Raw genomic sequence first — 20,592 nt, 5'->3', positions numbered from 1 at the left:
CAAATTCAAAACACTAAAACTTATGGGATATTTAGGCGTGATCGTTTTTCTTGGAATTATTTTCCTTTTTTTATTCGTCTTTACAGTAAAACAACAAACGGCGGTTGTAATCGAGCGTTTCGGAAAATTTAATAGCATTCGTAATCCAGGATTACAATTCAAAATTCCGATTGTGGATAGAGTTGCAGGAAAAATGTCATTAAAAATTCAGCAATTAGACGTTGTTGTCGAAACTAAAACAAAAGATGATGTATTTGTTCGATTGAAAGTTTCTGTTCAATATCAAGTCATCAAAACTCAAGTTTATGATGCATTTTACAAATTAGATAATCCTTATACACAAATAACTTCTTTCGTTTTTGACGTTGTTCGAGCTGAAGTTCCAAAACTTCGTTTAGATGATGTTTTCGAGAAGAAAGATGATATTGCGGTTGCTGTAAAAAGTGAATTGCAAGAAGCAATGAATTCATATGGTTACGAAATTGTCAAAACATTGGTAACCGATATCGATCCAGATGAGCAAGTAAAGCATGCGATGAATCGTATTAATGCTGCCGAACGAGAAAAATTAGCTGCACAATATGAAGGTGATGCAGCTCGTATTTTGATTGTTGAGAAAGCAAGAGCCGAAGCAGAGTCAAAACGTTTGCAAGGACAAGGTATTGCAGATCAGCGTCGCGAAATTGCAAAAGGTTTATTGGAATCTGTAGATGTTTTGAATGGAGCAGGAATTACGTCGCAAGAAGCTTCTGCGTTAATTGTGGTGACGCAACATTATGATACCTTGCAAGCAATTGGAGAAAAATCTGGAAGCAAATTAGTTTTGTTACCAAATTCACCAACTGCCGCCTCGGAAATGCTGAATACAATGGTTACTTCCTTTACAGCTGCACATGAACTGAATGAGCATCAAATAACAAAAGAAGATAATCCAACTCAACGAAAAAATAAACCAAATACAGGAGATTCGTTTACTTTTCCAGAACATCCTTAGAAGATCATTATATCAAGTATTTTCTTAATATTATATGAAAGTCAAATCCACTAAAAAAAGAAACTTAAATAAGTGTTATTTTTTGTTTTTGGTAACCGTTTTAATGACTTTTTCGTTATATGGACAATCTAATAAAACAATTAATCAGGATTCTATCAATCAATCAAAATTATATGATGAGTTTAGAATTGATTTTGATAAATATGAAAAACAATATGGTCATTATATTCAGACAGATAATGTGAAAATGCATTATTTAGAGTGGGGAAATCCTAAAAATCCTACTCTTATTTGGATTCATGGAACTTATAGTAATAGTTATGAACTTTATGAAATTATTGATAATCTTGTCAAAATGAATTTGCATGTCATTGCAATAGATTATTATGGACATGGTTTTACTGAGATTCCTAAAAAAGATGTAAGTATCTATCATGTTGTTGATGATATAAAATTCTTGATGGATAAAAAGAGTATTAAACAAGCTATTATTGGTGGTTGGTCGAGAGGAGGTACAATAAGTTCTGCATTTTATGATGCATATCCAAAATCTGTACAAGCATTGATTTTAGAAGATGGTGGCTCAGTTGCTTGGGATTTTAATGAAAAAGTGGCTAATATTGTCAAGAGTATTGAAGAGGCAAATCAGTATTATGCAAATAAAAAATCATTGATTTTCGATTCAGAATTTGACGCTTATTGGTACATTTATAATAATTGGGGAGTAAGAGGAAAACAAGATGAAAAACTTAAAAAAGAAATTTTCATTTTGTATGCAAGAATTAAAAAGAATAATCAAAACAAATTTGAAATAAATCCAGGTGCTGAAGAGCTTACAGGAGAAAATTCTGCTGAAGAAAACATTTCAATTATTTATACTCCTTTTACTTCAAAAACAGCTTTTGGAGCTTCAACACATCAATTAAATCCTAAAATTATTTACAGAAATTTAGATAAACCTATGTTAATTTTTGATCCGATAAATGATCAAGATTGGTTTGATTTTAAAGCTGAAAATGAAAAACTAACCAATGAACATAAAGCTTATATTACGCACAAAGTTTATGAAAAAACATGGCATGGAGTAAAAGATGAAAGACCGAAAGACGTTTTAAATGATATAAAGTCTTTTTTACAATCTAATAAAATAATTAAGAAAAACTAAATATCGTAATGGCAATTAACGATTTAAATCATCAATATGTTATTGCAACTGAATTTAAACTAAAATAAAAATAAAAGCCACTTCGATGAAGTGGCTTTCTAATATCTCAATACTTATATCTAAAATCTAAGTCTATCCAACTTGAACGCCGTTTGGCGTTTCTTCTTCAGGATTTACAAATGTTAATTTTCCGTCTACTTTATCAGCGAATAATAACATTCCGTTCGATTCGATTCCACGAATTTTACGAGGCGCTAAATTTGCTAAAACCATTGCTTGTTTACCAATGATTTCTTCTAATGTAAAATGTTCTGCAATACCAGAAACAATTGTACGAACATCCATTCCTGTATCAACTTTTAGTTCGAATAATTTGTCTGCTTTTTCAACTTTTTTCGCTTCTAAAATAGTTCCGATACGGATATCCATTTTTTGGAAATCATCAAAAGAAATCAATTCTTTTTGAGGTTCTGCATTTGGATTTGTCATATTATTTTTGACTTTACTTTCGTTTAATTTATTGATTTGTGCTTCGATTGCTTCGTCCTCAATTTTTGCAAAAATTAATTCAGACTGTCCCAATTGATGTCCAGCTTTTACAAATTCGTCAGTTGATTCTAAATCGTCCCAACTCATTTTTTCTACATTCATCATAGCCAAAATTTTCTCAGAAGCGAATGGAATAAATGGTTCTCCCAATTGTCCTAATGCAGCAGCAATTTGCGTTGCAGTGTACATAATTCCTTTCACAGCTTCAGGATCATCACCTTTTTTCCAAGGTTCTTGCGCTTGTAAAAATTGATTTCCAAGACGAGCCAAATTCATATATTCTGTCAATGCAGCACGGAATTCATATTTCTCTAAATGATCACCAATGCGTTTTGCAAAATATTTGATTTCAGTTAATTCTTCAAATTCAATTGTTTTTGCAGGAACAATTCCTTCGTAATATTTGTGAGAAAGAACCATTACGCGGTTGATAAAGTTTCCTAAAATTCCAACTAATTCAGAATTATTTTTAGTTTGGAAATCTTTCCACGTAAAGTTATTGTCTTTATTTTCAGGCATATTCGCCGTTAACACATAACGTAATGTATCTTGTTGATTTGGAAAATCTTCTAAATATTCGTGTGCCCAAACTGCCCAATTACGAGAAGTTGATATTTTATCATCTTCTAAATTCAAGAATTCGTTTGCAGGAACATTGTCTGGCATAATGTAATCGCCATGCGCTTTCATCATAGTTGGGAAAATGATACAGTGGAAAACGATATTGTCCTTTCCGATGAAATGAACCAATTTTGTTTCTTCATTTTGCCAATAATCTTTCCAATTTTTACCGTTTTTCTCTGCCCATTCTTGCGTGAAAGAAATGTAACCAATCGGTGCATCGAACCAAACATACATTACTTTTCCTTCAGCACCTTCTACTGGAACAGGAATTCCCCAGTTCAAATCGCGTGTCATTGCACGAGGTTTCAAACCATCGTCTAACCAAGATTTTACTTGACCATAAACACTCGATTTCCAATCATTTTTGTGACCTTCTAAAATCCATTTTGATAAGAAATCTTGGTACTGATCTAATGGCAAATACCAGTTTTTAGTTTCTTTTCTGATTGGTGTATTTCCAGATAAAGCAGAACGAGGGTTAATCAATTCTTCTGGACTTAATGTTGATCCACATTTTTCACATTGATCTCCATAAGCATCTGTGTTTCCACATTTCGGACATTCACCACGAATGTATCGATCTGCTAAAAATTCGTGCGCATCTTCGTCATAAATTTGTTCCGTAACATCTTCTGTAAACTTGTTGTTGTTATATAACGTTTTGAAGAAATCTTGTGCAACTTCTCTGTGTTTATCTGATGTTGTACGAGAATAAATATCGAATGTCACACCAAAATTTGTCAATGTATTTTTGATATTTTCGTGGTAACGATCAACAATGTCTTGAGGTGTAACGCCTTCTTTTTTGGCACGAATTGTAATTGGAATACCATGTTCATCAGAACCTCCAATAAATGCTACATCTTTTCCTTTTCTTCGTAAAAAACGTGCATAAATATCAGAAGGAACGTAAACACCTGCCATGTGACCAATATGCAATGGTCCGTTAGCATAAGGTAAAGCCGCTGTAATTGTATATCTTTTTGGTTGACTCATTTGCTTAAAAACTATAAACGACAAAGATACGATTTGTTGTTTGTTTTGTTAAAACCTTTTTCTAATTTTATAAGGTTAATTAATTTATGATGGAATGAATATTAGAAAAGAGGAGAAGAGAGATTATGAACAAGTTTTTAAATTGATTGAAAAGGCATTTGAAAATGAAGAATATAGTGATCATCGTGAACAATTTTTAGTAGAGCGATTACGAGATTCTGATGGTTTTGTACCTGAATTGTCTTTGGTATTTGAAATGAATGAGATGATTGTTGGTTATATTTTATTGACAAAAATTAAAATTAATCATTCGGATTCTTCTTACGATTCTTTAGCACTTGCTCCTGTAGCGGTTTTACCTAATTATCAAGGAAATGGAATTGGTGGTCATTTAATAGCATTTGCTCATAATAAAGCGAAAGAATTAGGTTTTGAATCTGTTATTTTATTAGGTCATCCAACTTATTATCCTAAATTTGGTTACAGAAAAGCATCTGATTTTGATATTCAGTTACCTTTTGATGTTCCAGATGAGAACTGCATGGCAATTGAGTTGATTGAAGAAGCTCTAAAAAATGTGAATGGAATGGTAGAATATCCGAAAGAATTCTATCAATAAAAAATATTTCCTATGGAAGAAAACGCTGTTGTAACGCCAGATGAGGTGGTAACTGATACAATTACGAACTTATTTACGTATGTTAATTATTTTTTAGTTGCAGCGCTTGTTGTGTTGTTAACCTATATGACGATTCGAGACTATAAGAAAAAACAACGCGAAAAGAAATTGGCACAAGAGCGTGAAGCGTACAACAATCAGTTTGATAACGAAGACGAAAAAGAGGAATTATAACTAATAAAAATAGCCACTCAATTTTGAGTGGCTATTTTGTTTATATCAATTTAATTATTGACCTTCTTCATCAGGAATTTCATAGTTTTCGCCTACGCTTTCACTACCACTTCCTTCGATAATTGGACCTGGATCATACATTTCATCATATTGATGGAATCCGTATGTATTCGAACAATCCCAATGTTTTTCAATGTCTTTAGGTTTGTCAAATTTATCTCCAACTGTTACCCCAAATTTACCTCCTTCTTTGTAAACGCCTTGCATATAATAAGCCCAAATTGGCATAGCTGTATTGGCTCCTTGCCCTGTGGCTGTACTCGCAAAGTGAGCAAATCGGTCTTCTGCACCAACCCAAACTCCAGTAACTAAATTTGGTGTTAATCCCATAAACCAACCATCAGAGTTTTCGTTTGTTGTACCTGTTTTACCAGCAATTTCGGCAGTCATTCCGTAGCGATTTCTTAATCTCGCACCAGAACCTCTGTCTATAACACCTTTCATCAAATCAATCATAGTGTACGCTACGTTTTCATTAACAACTTCTCGTGTTTGAGGTGTATAATCTTTGATAACTTTTCCTTGTTTATCTTCTATTCTTAAGATTAATTGGGGTTTAATGTAAATACCACCATTAGCAAAAGCACTCATCGCACCAACCATTTCATATAAAGATAAGTCAGCAGAACCTAATGCAATTGTAGGATCTTTTACGATAGGAGATTCAACTCCAAGGTCCCGAGCCATTTGAATTACAGGTTCTTCACCTGTTTGCATAATCAAACGGGCAGCGACAATATTTGTTGAATAAGCTAATGCAGTTCTTAAATCTTGAGATCCACCATATTTACCGTTAGCATTTCGAGGAGACCATTTTCCTGGTATTCTCTCATTAGAAACGGTATGACAAGGTGTTAATCCTAATTGGTTAATAGCTGTTGCATAAACAAACGGTTTGAACGTAGAACCTACTTGACGACGTGCTTGTTTTACGTGGTCAAATTTGAAATAATTCCAATCGATTCCTCCAACCCAAGCTTTGATTGTTCCATCTTTTGGATCCATTGACATCAAACCAGCTTGTAAAATATGTTTGTGATATTCGATTGAATCCATCAATGTTTTCCCTTTTTTGTACTGAATTCCGTTCCATGTAAAGAACTGAACAGAGTCGCGAGGTGTATTGAAAACAGTTTCAATTTCAGCTTCAGATTTTCCTTCGGCTTTCATCTTTTTGTATAAATCTGTACGAGCCATTGCTTGCTTAAAGATTTGTGTTCTTTTTGCAGCAGAAATATTATAAAATGGTGCTAAACTACGTCCACGTTGCTCTCCAAAGAATTGATCTTGTAAAACTTTTAATTGTTTTTTAACCGCTTCTTCAGCTAAATTTTGCATTCTTGAGTCTAACGTTACATAGATTTTTAAACCATCTTTTTCAAGGTTATAAGATTTTCCTGTTTCTTTCTCATAATCAACCATCCATTGTTGAATTTCCTTTCTCAAAGCAGATTTGAAATATGCTGAATGTGATTCATCATGTTTCATAATATCTTGTTTATCTGTAACCAAAGGCGCATTTTGCGCGGCTTCTCCTTCAGCTTGAGAAATTTTGTTGTATTTCATCATTTGCTTTAAGACAAGATTTCTTTGCTTTTTAGAAACTTCAGGATATTTTACAGGATTATACGCAACAGGATTTTGAAACATCGAAACCAATGTTGCAGCTTCATCTAAATTTAATTCTTTCGTTGTTTTGTTGAAATAAACTTTAGAAGCAGATTCAATTCCTTTTGCATTATAAATAAAGTCGAACTTATTGAAATACATTGCAATAATTTCTTCTTTTGTGTACAATTTTTCTAACTGAACAGAAGTTACCCATTCTTTTAATTTCTGTAAAACACGTTTTACTTTATTAGAAGAAGGATCTTTTGTGTACAATTGTTTTGCTAACTGCTGTGTAATTGTAGAACCACCTCCAGATTCTCCTCCAGAAGTAATTGCACGAGCTGCTGCTTTTATGTCTACACCTGAGTGATCAAAGAAACGAACGTCCTCTTTTGCTAACAATGCGTCAACTAAATGTGGAGGTAAATCTTTGTAATCGACTGGTGTTCTGCGTTCTGCTTCGAAACGATCTAACAAAACACCATCAGAAGAAATAATTTCTGATGAAACATAAATATCAGGATTTTCTAAATCGCGTACATTGGGAATTTCACCTAACCATCCGTTAGATGTAGCCCAAAAGATTCCGAAAATTCCTAATACGGCACAAAAAAACAGTACCCAAATGGTAACGATTATTTTTTTGGCTAATGAAAAGCTATTGAACTTCTTTTTTGCTTTAGAAGTTGTGCTTGTTTTAGAATTTTTATTGTTTTCCATTCTGTATTATTCAGCTTTATCAACAATCAAACTAATGTCTTCGATTCCTTTCAAATTTTTTGTTCGCATACCTTGCCAAACTTTTAGTTGATAGCGACCAGAGTCTTTTATTGGTAAATTTTCGCGATAAACCAACATCATTTCTTTTGTTGTCATTCCTTTACCAATCCAGCTTCCATCGGGATTTGCAATATAATACTGTAAAGTATCAATCATTTCATTTCCTTTAGGATCGATGAATTTCGTGAACAAATATAAGTTACTATATTCATACGACGTATTATTTCTTAACACAAATCCAATGTTAACAGCCGAAGGTTTAGGATCTTTTACATCAAACGTAAAGGTTTGAGGTTGATTATTCTTCCATTCGTCTTTCACATCTTTTGTGTCTTGATAATAATGTTTAGCCTCGCAACTAAACAATAAAAAGACTAAAATAAAAAGCAAACTACTGTTGCGTATCATCTGGTTTTGGCCCACGATTAAATCTTTTTTTATTTCGATTCTTCGATTTATTTGGATTCGGTTGAGAATTATTTGCTTGATTCTCGTCCTTAGTTTTCGGTTTTTGCTCAGCATTTTGATTATTTTGCTGAGGTTGTTTTTTTGGTTGTTGAGTTGACTGATTAGCCTGATTTGTTTGATTATTTTGTTGGCTATTATTGCTCGGATTATTCGGTTTTCGCTTTTGTTGATTGCGATTGCGATTATTTCCTTGCGGCTTTTGCTGATCAGTATTTGGTTGAGCTTGTTGCTCTTTCGCTTGAGTTGGCTGTTGCTTCTCTTTTGGCTGATTTTGTTGTTGCTGATTCTGATTAGGATTCGAATTTTTGTTCGGTCTATTTTGATTATTCTTTTTAGACTGATTTGGATTCTTTCCTTGTTTATTTTCAGGACGATTTGCTTTATCTTTCGTCTCGTTAGGCTGTTTTTGTTTTGCCTTCTGAGGTTTCAGATTATTAGCATTCGCCGCAACTTTTTCGTTTCCAGAATTTTGATTATTCTTAATTCTTTTACGTTTTTTGTTCTGTTTTTCTTTACGTTCAAAACGTTCTAAAGAATCTTCACCAATTACATCTGTAAAATCTGGTTTCGATTCTTCTACATTTTTAGCTAAATCCTCTAAAGGTTCAGTTTTTTGACCTTTTGCAGTGATTGCTAAAAACTCTTGAATATCGTCTACCGAAAATTTGTACCAAACAATTCCGCCTTTGTCATAAGCAAACCACATTTCTTTCTTGAAAACGTCGATTTTAACACAATGTGCCCAACCTTTTTCAGTCTCGAAACGGCTTTCCATTGATGGAAAACTATTTAATGCATCTAAATATGAATCCAATTCAAAATTTAAACAACATTTTAATTTACCACATTGTCCAGCTAACTTTTGCGAGTTAATTGACAATTGTTGATAACGTGCTGCAGCAGTGCTCACAGAGCGGAAATCTGTTAACCAAGTAGAACAACATAATTCGCGTCCACAAGATCCAATTCCACCAACTTTTGCTGCTTCTTGACGATATCCGATTTGTTTCATTTCAATTCTTACGCCAAATTTCCCAGCGTATTCTTTGATTAGTTGTCTGAAATCTACACGTCCTTCTGCTGTATAATAAAATGTAACTTTCGCTCCATCTCCTTGGTACTCAACATCACAAATTTTCATTTCCAAATTAAGGTTTTTCGCCATAATTCGAGAATCAACCATTGTTTGTTTTTCTCTATCACGAAACTCTACCCAAGTTTCTATATCTTTTTGGTTCGCTTTGCGATAAACCTTCTTGACATCTTCCGCAGTCCACGAAAGATTCTTTTTTTTCATCTGGATTCTAACAAGCTCACCCGTAAGTGTAACAACCCCAATATCATGACCAGGTGTTCCTTCAACAGCGATTACATCGCCAATATTTAGAGATATGTTGTTTTCGTTTTTATAATAAAACTTTCGATCGTTTTTGAAACGAACTTCCACAAAATTGAACTTTTCTTGTCCATTTGGAAGTTGCATATTCGATAACCAATCAAAAACTGATAATTTTCCACAACCATCAGTGCCACAAGCACCATTATTGTTACATCCTTTCGGAAGGCCATTAGAAGTTCCACAAGATCCACATCCCATGCTTCTATAATTTTTTTAAATGACAACACAAAGGTATGAAAATATTTTTCTGAATTTGTGAAATCATTTCGGTTATGAAATTGATTTTAAATTGAATCAAAAACTTCTGAAAATGAATAGGTTTGATCTAATCTAACCCCTTTTTCTGTTAATTTTAACGTAGCTAATTCGTTGACATGGTCATGTTCAAAAAACAAAATATATTCATTTTCGACTGCTTTTTGTAAAAACGTTCCTTTTTCTTCAACTGTTATTAAAGGTCGTGTATCAAACCCAATTACATAAATTAATGGAATATGCCCTACAGTTGGGATTAAATCTGCGATATAAACTATTTTTTTGCTTTTATATGTAATGATTGGTAACATTTGCTTTTCGGTATGTCCATCCACAAATAAAATATCAAAACCAAGTGGAGAATTTTCTAAAATTGATCCATTTTGAGGCAAATCAATCAAATTAAGTTGTCCACTTTCTTGTAGAGGTAAAATATTTTCTTTCAGGAAAGACGCTTTTTCACGTGGATTTGGATTTACTGCCCAATCCCAATGATTCGCATTCGACCAAAATTTTGCGTTTTTGAATGAAGCTTCTAAATAATCTTTCTCTTTGTTGTATTGAATTGCGCCACCACAATGATCAAAATGCAAATGCGTCAAGAAAATATCTGTAATATCATCGCGATGAAAACCATGTTTGGCTAAAGAGTTATCTAAAGTAGCATCGCCCCATAAATAATAAAAACCAAAGAATTTTGCATCTTGTTTAGTTCCGATTCCTGTATCAATCAATATTAATCGTTTACCATCTTCGATTAATAGACATCTCATCGCAAGGTCGATTAAATTTCTATCATCAGCAGGATTGGTTTTATTCCAAATCGATTTTGGTACAATTCCGAACATGGCACCGCCATCTAATTTAAAATTTCCTGTTTCTATTGTATATAATTTCATTTTTATGTGGTTTTATTTTGTTGAATTTTCGTTTTACGAAGATAAAAAATAGAATATTATTTAAAATAAATATCTATTATAGAATTGAACGACTTAAATTTGCAAAAATTTTGATACAATGGCAAAAGAAGTTCGTGTAAGATTTGCGCCAAGTCCAACAGGTGCGTTACACATCGGAGGAGTCCGTACTGCGTTATACAATTATCTTTTCGCAAAACATAATAACGGAAAATTCTTATTAAGAATAGAGGATACAGACCAAACACGTTATGTGGAAGGTGCTGAACAATATATTATCGATTCGTTGAAATGGTTAGGCTTAACTCCTGATGAAGGTGTTGGTTTTGGTGGAGATTTAGGTTCTTACCGTCAATCAGAGCGTAAAGAAATCTACAAACAATATGTAGACGAATTATTAGCTTCTGGAAATGCATATTATGCGTTTGATACAGCAGAAGAATTAGATGCTGCGCGTGTAAAAGCAGAAGAAAATAAAGAAACATTTATTTATAACTGGTCGACAAGAGGAAAGTTAAAAAACTCTTTATCGTTGACGGAAGATGAAACAAAAGCTTTAATTGGGAATGGAACTCCTTATGTAATTCGTTTCAAAATTGATGATTCTCGTACAGTTTTATTGGATGATATGATTCGTGGAAAAATAACGATTGATGCATCAACTTTAGATGATAAAGTTTTGTTTAAATCTGATGGAATGCCAACGTATCACTTAGCAAATATTGTGGACGATCATTTGATGGGAATTTCTCACGTAATTCGTGGAGAAGAATGGTTACCATCAATGGCTTTGCACGAATTATTGTATGATGCATTTGGTTGGGAAGCACCTCGTTTCGCACATTTACCATTAATCTTAAAACCAGAAGGAAAAGGAAAATTAAGTAAACGTGATGGAGACAAACACGGATTTCCAGTTTTCCCAATGGAATGGAAAACAGAAGAAGGAATTGCAAAAGGATACAAACAAGAAGGTTATTTCCCAGATGCAGTATTGAATATGTTAGCTTTATTGGGATGGAATTCTGGAACTGATCAAGAGATTTTTACAATGGAAGAATTGATTCAATTATTTTCATTAGAAAAAGTTTCAAAATCGGGTGCACGTTTTTCTCCGGAAAAAGCAACTTGGTTCAATCATCAATATTTACAACAAAAATCTGTTGAAGAATTATTACCATCTTTCGAAGAAGTTTTAAAAGAAAATGGAATCGAAGCGAATCCAGCTTTAGATGCAAAAGTGGTTGAATTGTTAAAAGAAAGAGCAAACTTTGTAAAAGATATTTACGAACAAGGTCAATTCTTTTATATAGCTCCTTCTACTTACGATGAAAAAGCAGCTAAAAAAGCTTGGAAAGATGATTCTAAAGAGATTTTAGGAAAATTTGTTGAAGTTTTAAATTCATCAGAATTTACTTCAGAAGTTTTACACGATGCAATGGCAGAATTTGTTACAACGCAAGAAATTGGATTTGGAAAAATCGGAATGCCTTTACGTCTTAGTTTAGTTGGTGCTTTACAAGGACCAGATGTTCCTGTAATTATGGCAACTTTAGGAAAAGAGGAAACGATTGCACGTATCAACAAAGCGATTGAAGTTTTAGGATAAAATTATTTCTATCATAAATAAAAAAGCCATTTGCAATGCAAATGGCTTTTCTGTTATAAATTGATTTTGACTTCGTCTAATTGATTAAGTTCTTCTTGAGAGAATATTCGATAATTGACTTTAAATGTTTTGCCAAGCGGAACTTCTAACGAAAAACCTCCTGCGCCAATCGCATCAATAACATCTAATTCGAAATGAGCATGTTTCCAATATTCGAACAAATCTTTGTCAATCCAAAATTCAACTCCATCAATTTCTCCAATGCAAACATCTTTGTATCGAAGATAAAATTCTCCTTTTCTGAAACATTGCGGTTGCGTTCCTTCACAGCAACCTCCTGCTTGATAAAGCATTAAATCGCCATGTTTTGCTTTTAATTCATTCAATAAATTAATCGCTTTTTCTGTTGCATCAACACGTTTCATTTTTTGAGATTTTTAATTAATTATTGATTTAGAAGAAACCTAATTTCTTTTTGCTGTAAGAAACTAACATGTTTTTAGTTTGACGATAATGATCTAACATCATTTTGTGGTTTTCACGTCCGATACCAGATTGTTTATAACCTCCGAAAGGCGCTCCAGCAGGATAACTATGATATTGATTAACCCAAACACGACCAGCCTGAATAGCACGTGGAACTTGGTACAATTGATGTGCATCACGCGTCCAAACACCAGCTCCTAAGCCATAAATAGTGTCATTAGCAAGCTCAATAGCTTCTGCTTCATCTTTGAAAGTTGTCACAGCTAACACAGGTCCAAAAATCTCTTCTTGGAAGATACGCATCTTGTTATTTCCTTTAAATAAAGTTGGTTTGATGTAATAACCTGTTTCGCATTCACCTTGTAAATGATTAGCGTCACCACCAGTTAAAACTTCTGCACCTTCTTCTTTTCCTAATTTAATATAACTTAAAATTTTGTCATACTGAATTTGAGAAGCTTGCGCACCAATCATTGTTTCAGGATCAAGAGGATTTCCTGCTTTAATCATATTTACACGTTCTACAACTCGCGCAATAAACTTATCATAAATAGATTCTTGAATCAATAATCGCGAAGGACACGTACAAATTTCACCTTGATTTAAAGCAAATAATACAGCTCCTTCAATCGCTTTGTCTAAGAAATCATCATCATGATCCATTACAGATTCGAAGAATACGTTTGGCGATTTTCCACCTAATTCTAACGTAACTGGAATAATATTTTCTGTTGCATATTGCATCACGAAACGTCCTGTAGCTGTAGATCCTGTAAACGCAGCTTTCGATACTTTAGGATTTGTCACCAATGCGCGACCTAATTCTCCACCAAAACCATTTACAATGTTAACAACTCCTGGAGGTAATAAATCTCCAATTAATTCGAATAAATATAAAATCGAGATAGGAGTAGATTCAGCAGGTTTTAAAACCACACAGTTTCCAGCAGCCAAAGCTGGAGCTAATTTCCAAACCGCCATCAAAATTGGGAAGTTCCAAGGAATAATTTGCGCAACAACACCAATTGGCTCGTGGATAATAATTGAAACTGTATCTTTATCTAATTCGTTGATAGAACCTTCCTCAGCACGAATTACCGAAGCAAAATATCTGAAATGATCGATTGCTAAAGGAATATCAGCATTCAATGTTTCACGAACTGGTTTTCCGTTATCGTAGGTTTCTACAGCCGCAACATTTTGTAGATTTTCTTCGATTCTATCTGCAATTTTATTCAAAATAATGCTTCGTTGTGTTGGCGAAGTTTGACTCCAACTTTTGAAAGCTTCGTGAGCAGCATCTACCGCTTTTGCTAAATCTTCTTCTGAAGAATGCGCAGCTTTTGTAAAAACTTTTCCAGTAAGTGGTGTTACAACATCAAAGTATTTTCCGTTTGTAGGTGGCGTAAATTGACCATTGATGTAATTGTCATAATGATCTTTGAATGTAGGTACATTAACTAAGTTTCCCATTTTATTAAAATTTTTGTGAATTGAATTTTCTCTAATTTATTCAAATTTGTTCAATAATTATGTTTAGAAAAAGTTAATTCTATTTGGTATAAAATTTGTATATTTGGCATCCGTCAATTATTTATTGACAATTTACTTTATGGGGCTGACTGGTTTTGACAGCAGGGCCAATGGGTAAGTAAGCATGCAGTGATAGGTTGTGTACTCACTTTAATCAGGCACTTCAACTTTTTAACTGGCAACGAAGAGTACGCTTTAGCTGCATAATTCTGAATTTTAGTAAGAATACGCCACGTCTATACTAGGTATAGAAGCTGAATGTCCCTCAAAAGCCTTGACTTACGGCGTTTGATACAGGGACACGGGAAAGTAAGAATAGAAACCTTAGTGCATCGGATAGGTTTTGAGATTTTAGATGATAAGCGGATGACAGAGTGTTTATTCTCAGGATTTCGTCGAAAATTAATAATAAACTAAGCATGTAGAAAGCTTATTTGTTGCTTGTTTGGACGCGGGTTCGAATCCCGCCAGCTCCACTAAGACGAATTTTAGAAGTTTTTAAAAATCACAAAAACCCGCTTAAATAGGCGGGTTTTGTTGTTTTTAGACCTCAACTAAAACCAAATAAAACTAACTAAGATTAAAATTTTGGTACACTAAATGGTATACCGTTTTTTTTATCCTTACATTTGCTGTAACCGATATATTAAAAGATGATTAGATTAAATTTTGTTTTAAAAGAAACTAAAGCAGAAAAAGAAACTTTAATTGTTTGTGCCATTAGAATGGATAATAAACGATTTAATTTATCAACAAAGCAAAAAGTAAATCCAAAATACTGGGATAATAACAAACAGCGTGTTAGGTCAACAATAAACGTTTCAAATTATAATGAGATAAACAAAGAATTATCTACAATAAAAGATGCTTTAAATTCGATTTATAATAATTTTATAAATCAATACGACCGTACTCCATTAAAAGACGAATTAAAAAATCATTTTGATTTAGAGTATTTCCAACAAAACCCACAATTTAAAAAGGTTGTTCAAAAAACTATCTTAGATTATTTTGATGATTATATTGAAACTATATCAACATCAGTTGAAAAAAGTACGGTTCAAAAATATATTCAAGCTAAAAACAACTTTCAAGAATTTCAGAAATTAAAAAGACGTGTTTATAATACTGAAATGATTGATTTAAAATTTAGAAATGATTATGTAAACTTTTTAATTAATGTAAAAAATTATGCTCCTACGACTGTATATAGAAAAATGAAGTTTTTAAGAACTGTATTATACTTCATCAAAGAACAAGGAATAACGGTAAATCCTTTTTTAGATAACAGTAAATTTTTAACTAAAGATGTTGAGGTTGATAATATTGCATTGACTGAAAAAGAACTTGCAGAAATAGAAAGTTTGGATTTATCAAATAATAAAAGATTAGAGCAGGTCAGGGATTTATTTTTAATTGCTTGTTATACTGGTCAACGCTTTTCAGATTTGAATAAGATTGATAAAAATAATATCATAGATAACAATTATATTTCAATACGTCAACAAAAAACCAAAGAAGCAATAACCCTTCCTTTGCTTAATTCAGTTAGAAAAGTATTAATAAAATACGATTATAGGCTTCCTAAAATTTCAAATGTAAAGTTTAACGAATATATAAAAGAAGTTGCCGAAAAATGCGACACATTACACAAGGCTTTTAGTTCAGAAAAAACAACACCACGATATAAAATGGTTAGTAGTCATACTGCAAGAAGAACTTTTGTAACACTTAATTATAGTAAAGGGATTGATTTAGATACGTTGAAGATTGGAACAGGACATAAACAAACAAAAACCCTCCATACTTACATATTTATGAATGACACACAAAAAGCGGATTTATTGCGTGATAAGTTAGAGCCTAAAAAAGAACCTCAGCCAAAAGCAAAAGTTATAAATATCAACAAAGCAAGCAACCAATAACCGATACAATAAATGAGCGATTTTAAACCAATAATTATAAAAGATATTCCGTTAAATGACTTTCTTGAAATTTATATTAATAAATGCTTCTATAATAAGTTTCATATAATTGAAAAGAAATTGTTTAGTATTAATTATGATATTAAAAAGTTCTTCAATGAATTATTTAGTCTTTCTTCAACTATGGTTCATAATTATAAAATGAAATATGAATTATTTGAATTTCTTGAAAAGTATTTTAATGAACTAAGTGAAGATAGTATTTCAGAAATCTACTATAAACTTTTATTAATATCTACTTTAAATGATTTTCGAGAAATATTTTATAATACAAATGTTTATAATGATTTAGTTATTAATATTATTGAGATTGAAGATTTATCAAATAAATATCAATCTATATCGTCTGATATGAGATTTTTTTTAAATAAAGAATTTGAAAAAATCAATCAAAATGAAATTAAAAAATATTTTATTGAAGTTGTTTGTTCAATGAAAATACCAGAAAATATTTTAAGACAAATAGTGCTTGATGATGACGAAAGTTATAATACAATAGAAGTAATAAATTCAATAAGTAGAGAAATTAATATATACGGGATTGAATCAATAATTAACTGCTTATATGTTGAAGAAAATCAAGGTCTAGAAGAAAATCAAGATTCAGTTAAAATAATAAAACTTATTAATGATATTATCAATGTAAAGACAGAAGTGTCAAATGTAAAGAACACTATTAATAATCAATCTAAGTTAATTGATGAAACTTTAAATGATTATTCAGATATAAAAGCAAAAGAAAAAATAATTGCATTAAAAGAACTCGGAATTTTAGACTATTTAAAAAAGGAATTTATTATATGTCAAACATCAACAAATAAACTTTCAGAAGTTTTAAGTTTATTGACTGGAGAAAAAGCAAGTACTATACAATCTTATATCAATCCTATGATTAATAAGGGTACAAGTCAAAAAAATAACCCTTATTCTAATCCAAAATTATTAGAAAAAACACAAAATAAACTAAATATTATAGGGTTAAATATTCCTAAAAAAGTTTATTAAATACCATTTAGGTAAACCTAAAATTTACCTAACTTCTATTTGTACCATAATTAAAAATTACAATTATGGTACAAGAAACTATTTTAATTTCATTAGCGTATGACCAATTAGAAACACTAATTGATAATTGCGTTTCTAAAGCAATAAGAAATCATTCTACACAACTTCAAAAAGTAGAAGAAAAGCAACCCGAATACCTTACAAGGAGACAAACAGCAAGTAAACTGCATTTGTCTTTGGGAACATTAGACCAATACGTGAAAAGCGGTTTAATCACTTCATACAAAATAGGTCATAGAGTTTTATTTAAGTCAAATGAAATAAACGATTCATTATTTCAATCAATCCAAAATCAAAAATTCAAAACTAAGTAATCGATTTATTTATCAAAAAAAAGGAGCTTGTAATAATACAAACCCCTTTAACCGATATAAAAAATCAAATGAATGATTTAATATGTTTCAAATATAATGATTATGGTTGACTTATTAAAACTAAGAACCTCGAATCATCAAATCATCAATAGTTTATTATTACACCCCGATTTTATAGAATGCAAGCCAATTAACAACTATTATACATCTCTTAGACAAATAGATGGATTTAAAATAGGTTTACATTTTAGAAAAGCAATTGAAAAAGGCTTTGAGATTGGGTACGGTTATGTAGATGTCTTAGTAAGTCCACATTATCACAAAAATAATTATCAACATAACGGAGATGATTTTACCCCTTTGGAGTGCATTAAATCGATTAATGAAATATTAAACTATTTAGAAATTGAAGAAGATGATAAAAAAGATTTGCAAGTCGTAAATATTGAGTTTGGTCTGAATATTATTCCTAACTCAGATGCTCGATTGATATTTGATGGTTTACTGCTCTACAAGCGTTCAAAATTTAATATTAAATACGATGATATTGAAACGTTTAAAATATCCGAAGCAACTAAATACAAAGAGATTAAGGTATACTTAAAAGGTTTACAGTTCTTGGAATATCCAGCTTACAATATTAATATAAATACTTTGAGATTTGAAGTTAGAAGCAAAAAAAGAGAATTTATAAAAAAATTAGGAATTTACACCGTTTGCGATTTGATGGAAATTAAGACATACAAGAATCTATTTAAAGAAATTCTAACCGAATGGGACTTAGTGTTGCTAGTTAACCAGCAATATGATAAAACTCAAATTAAAGAAAAAGATTTAGCTTTTTTGGACGATTGTAACAGTTTTGAATATTGGATTGATTTAATAGCTTCAAAGCATAGAAATACATTCCTAAAAACTAAAATTAAATACTATAAAATCTTAACAGCAAAAAACAACTTGCACACAGAAATTAAGGCTAAAATAATCGACAAAATCGACATTTTTTTTAGTATGCAAATTGTCCACAGAGAACCCGCATAAAAAGGGAATTTTAAAAAATGTTCCATTGATAAAGGGACAATATGCACCCAAAACCATTAAAAAAAAGAAAAAAAGTAGTGTTAAAAATGAGAAGATAGAAGATAATAAAATGTACCCGAAAATATGTTTTGATGACAGAATAAAAAGCAATTAATCAGGAATCAATTTTAAATAAAATTATAATGAACAATAATCAATCAGAAGAAAGATTTGAATTGATAAAAATCAATCAATCAGAAAACGGGAATAAAACAGTATTAGCAAGTGAGCTTTACAATCTTCTACAACCAAAGACACAATTTAACCACTGGATAAAAAGAATGTTCAAATATGGATTTGTTGAAAATGTAGATTATTCAATAATTACAAATGATGATATTTTGCTGGTCAAAAATGACCAGCAAAAAAGTACGGAATCTTTGCACGTCAAAAAAGACGAGCAAACAAAAGTTAAAAAAAGCTCAAGAGGTGGGCATAACATGAAAGATTATCTTCTAACAATTGAAAGTGCTAAATCTATTGCAATGGTTCAGCGTTCCGAAATAGGTAAACGTATTCGTAATTATTTTATTGAAGTAGAAAAGCATTATCAAGAAATTGCAACGCCTAAGCAAATAGCAGAATTAAATAACCGCCTTGAATCAGTAGAAAAAAAGCAAATTGATTTTATCAATGATTGGTCAGTAGATAGATTTTTAAGAGCGATTGGAGTATTTAAAAAACATACGATAATTGAAAGGCAACAGCTTGGTAAATTATGCACAAAGGAGTATAAAAAAATAACTGGTAAACCGCCGAAGAAAGTTCAGCATCCATCTTATGTAAATGGTCAAAATGTTTACCCTTACGAATTGATTAGTAAAATGTATTCATTAAAATTTTAAACTAATTAAAACTATTTACATGAACCATAGAAAAATGAAACAACAATTGAAAGATTTAAAACTCAAAAACCAAGAAAGAATAAAAAGGAGTTTAGAGTATTCTTCAAAAATACAAGAAAGAATGAGCAAGGTTTTACAAAAAGAGGAAACAAAATTAATACAATGACAAAGCAAGAAATCAAACAACATATTTTAGAATTAAACGAAACAGATAAACTGGACCTATACAATTCAATCGCGTGTCGTTTTGGTTCGACTGATGATATGATTCTAATTCACGATTCAAAGTTTTATGAAACCCAGTTTTTAAATTCGTCAGATGCCGAACAATCAAAAGTAGGCAACACGATTAACGAGTCGGATAAATACGTCAAGATGATTGAATACAAAAAACTTGAAACATCAAACGACATTCTGGAGTTAATGGAGATTGAAATCTTAATCAATTTAATTTTTGATAATCTCGATGAGGTTGTCGAAATGGGTTTAATCGAAAATAAGACGATTTAACGAACTTTAATTATAAAACTATACAAACATACCACATGATAGAAGAAAGTTTAAAAAGTGTCGATACGCGAAGGTTAAAAAGACAATTTGAAGGTAAAGGAGAAGTAAAAGGATTTCGATTTACTCAAATTGCAAGAAATGACTTTGCGGTAATATATGAGAAAGTTTATAAAAACTATATTCAAACAACTTATGAAGTATTTGAGATTAAAGTTAACACACGATTTAACTCAGAATCTTATCCAACGTCAAAGGCGTTCGGTATTTGGGCGTGGGACATTGATACACTTGAAAAAGCAGTATTTAAGTTCCACGAGATAACAAAGAAAGTAAAAGAAAGAACAAGGAAACACCCGAGCAATACGCACGCAAGGGAAAAGTAAAACAATACGCCCGCAGGCGTGTAGGCGTTATATAGGTCGATAAAAAAAATTGATACTTTTTTTGCTAATCAAAAATAATCAGGAAAAAAAACAACTAAGGGAATTAAAAGA

At 31.6% G+C, this 20,592-nt stretch carries 20 protein-coding genes and 1 other RNA gene; 14 read left to right on the top strand and 7 right to left on the bottom strand.

From position 1 onward, the window contains the following. Nucleotides 1–22 precede the first annotated feature (22 nt). A complete protein-coding gene (locus B4L98_RS07840; RefSeq protein WP_291046741.1) occupies nt 23–994 on the top strand; it encodes an SPFH domain-containing protein in 972 nt (323 codons plus the stop codon). A 103-nt stretch (nt 995–1,097) separates the two neighbouring features. Further along, the gene (locus B4L98_RS07835; RefSeq protein ID WP_286495033.1) at nt 1,098–2,159 is read left to right on the top strand and encodes an alpha/beta fold hydrolase; all 1,062 of its coding nucleotides are present in this window, start codon (nt 1,098–1,100) and stop codon (nt 2,157–2,159) included. 132 nt (nt 2,160–2,291) lie between these two features. Here B4L98_RS07835 and metG read toward each other — a convergent pair whose 3' ends face one another. Next, nucleotides 2,292–4,328: a methionine--tRNA ligase gene (gene metG / locus B4L98_RS07830; RefSeq protein WP_291077942.1), complete on the bottom strand. Its 2,037-nt coding sequence runs from the start codon at nt 4,326–4,328 to the stop codon at nt 2,292–2,294. A gap of 94 nt (nt 4,329–4,422) precedes the next feature. Here metG and B4L98_RS07825 point away from each other — a divergent pair, with 94 nt between their 5' ends. After that, nucleotides 4,423–4,947 (top strand): GNAT family N-acetyltransferase, encoded by a 525-nt coding sequence (locus B4L98_RS07825; protein ID WP_291046737.1) that lies wholly within the window; start codon nt 4,423–4,425, stop codon nt 4,945–4,947. 12 nt (nt 4,948–4,959) lie between these two features. Further along, nucleotides 4,960–5,181 (top strand): hypothetical protein, encoded by a 222-nt coding sequence (locus B4L98_RS07820; RefSeq protein ID WP_291046735.1) that lies wholly within the window; start codon nt 4,960–4,962, stop codon nt 5,179–5,181. Nucleotides 5,182–5,235: 54 nt separating this feature from the next. On the opposite strand, the gene B4L98_RS07815 is transcribed toward B4L98_RS07820, so the two are convergent. The 4 genes from B4L98_RS07815 to B4L98_RS07800 form a co-directional block, all read right to left on the bottom strand. After that, nucleotides 5,236–7,572, bottom strand: a complete 2,337-nt coding sequence (locus B4L98_RS07815; protein WP_291046733.1) for a transglycosylase domain-containing protein — start codon at nt 7,570–7,572, stop codon at nt 5,236–5,238. Nucleotides 7,573–7,578: 6 nt separating this feature from the next. Next, nucleotides 7,579–8,040 carry a gliding motility lipoprotein GldH gene (locus B4L98_RS07810; RefSeq protein WP_221854739.1) on the bottom strand — a complete coding sequence of 154 codons (462 nt, stop codon included), beginning with the start codon at nt 8,038–8,040 and terminating at the stop codon, nt 7,579–7,581. Further along, nucleotides 8,024–9,697 (bottom strand): PSP1 domain-containing protein, encoded by a 1,674-nt coding sequence (locus B4L98_RS07805; RefSeq protein WP_221854738.1) that lies wholly within the window; start codon nt 9,695–9,697, stop codon nt 8,024–8,026. The genes B4L98_RS07810 and B4L98_RS07805 overlap by 17 nt, the downstream gene beginning before the upstream one ends. An 86-nt stretch (nt 9,698–9,783) precedes the next feature. Next, entirely contained in the window at nt 9,784–10,653 is an 870-nt protein-coding gene (locus B4L98_RS07800) for an MBL fold metallo-hydrolase (protein WP_219034838.1), read from the bottom strand. 118 nt (nt 10,654–10,771) lie between these two features. Between B4L98_RS07800 and gltX the strand changes: the two genes are divergently transcribed. Beyond that, nucleotides 10,772–12,280, top strand: a complete 1,509-nt coding sequence (gene gltX / locus B4L98_RS07795) for a glutamate--tRNA ligase (RefSeq protein ID WP_221854737.1) — start codon at nt 10,772–10,774, stop codon at nt 12,278–12,280. A 53-nt stretch (nt 12,281–12,333) separates the two neighbouring features. Here the strand turns inward: gltX and B4L98_RS07790 are convergent, their stop codons facing one another. Together B4L98_RS07790 and B4L98_RS07785 are read right to left on the bottom strand one after the other, a co-directional pair. Further along, a complete protein-coding gene (locus B4L98_RS07790; protein WP_180905490.1) occupies nt 12,334–12,705 on the bottom strand; it encodes a DUF779 domain-containing protein in 372 nt (123 codons plus the stop codon). A 28-nt stretch (nt 12,706–12,733) separates the two neighbouring features. Then, entirely contained in the window at nt 12,734–14,239 is a 1,506-nt protein-coding gene (locus B4L98_RS07785) for an aldehyde dehydrogenase family protein (RefSeq protein ID WP_221854736.1), read from the bottom strand. A gap of 141 nt (nt 14,240–14,380) precedes the next feature. Here B4L98_RS07785 and ssrA point away from each other — a divergent pair. The 9 genes from ssrA to B4L98_RS07740 all read left to right on the top strand — a co-directional run bounded on the left by ssrA (nt 14,381) and on the right by B4L98_RS07740 (nt 20,481). Further along, nucleotides 14,381–14,778, top strand: a transfer-messenger RNA (tmRNA) gene (gene ssrA / locus B4L98_RS07780). 174 nt (nt 14,779–14,952) lie between these two features. Then, the gene (locus B4L98_RS07775) at nt 14,953–16,224 is read left to right on the top strand and encodes a site-specific integrase (RefSeq protein WP_291077941.1); all 1,272 of its coding nucleotides are present in this window, start codon (nt 14,953–14,955) and stop codon (nt 16,222–16,224) included. Nucleotides 16,225–16,236: 12 nt separating this feature from the next. Then, a complete protein-coding gene (locus B4L98_RS07770; protein ID WP_291077940.1) occupies nt 16,237–17,289 on the top strand; it encodes a hypothetical protein in 1,053 nt (350 codons plus the stop codon). A 65-nt stretch (nt 17,290–17,354) separates the two neighbouring features. Further along, nucleotides 17,355–17,663: a helix-turn-helix domain-containing protein gene (locus tag B4L98_RS07765; protein ID WP_291077939.1), complete on the top strand. Its 309-nt coding sequence runs from the start codon at nt 17,355–17,357 to the stop codon at nt 17,661–17,663. A 102-nt stretch (nt 17,664–17,765) separates the two neighbouring features. Then, on the top strand, nt 17,766–18,704 hold the full coding sequence (locus B4L98_RS07760) for a hypothetical protein (protein ID WP_291077938.1): 939 nt from the start codon (nt 17,766–17,768) through the stop codon (nt 18,702–18,704). Between the two features lie 182 nt (nt 18,705–18,886). Next, nucleotides 18,887–19,588, top strand: coding sequence for an antA/AntB antirepressor family protein (locus tag B4L98_RS07755; RefSeq protein ID WP_291077937.1), 702 nt, complete (start codon nt 18,887–18,889; stop codon nt 19,586–19,588). Between the two features lie 34 nt (nt 19,589–19,622). Next, nucleotides 19,623–19,754, top strand: a complete 132-nt coding sequence (locus tag B4L98_RS07750; protein ID WP_291077936.1) for a hypothetical protein — start codon at nt 19,623–19,625, stop codon at nt 19,752–19,754. Next, nucleotides 19,751–20,098: a hypothetical protein gene (locus tag B4L98_RS07745; RefSeq protein WP_291077935.1), complete on the top strand. Its 348-nt coding sequence runs from the start codon at nt 19,751–19,753 to the stop codon at nt 20,096–20,098. The genes B4L98_RS07750 and B4L98_RS07745 overlap by 4 nt, the downstream gene beginning before the upstream one ends. Nucleotides 20,099–20,133: 35 nt before the next feature. Next, a complete protein-coding gene (locus B4L98_RS07740) occupies nt 20,134–20,481 on the top strand; it encodes a hypothetical protein (RefSeq protein WP_291077934.1) in 348 nt (115 codons plus the stop codon). The last annotated feature ends 111 nt before the right edge of the window (nt 20,482–20,592 follow it).

The organism is Empedobacter sp. UBA5528, from assembly GCF_002426075.1.
GTDB lineage: Bacteria > Bacteroidota > Bacteroidia > Flavobacteriales > Weeksellaceae > Empedobacter > Empedobacter falsenii_B.
Note: the sequence above shows the minus strand (reverse complement) of the source record. Positions and strands in the feature narration are given on the sequence as shown.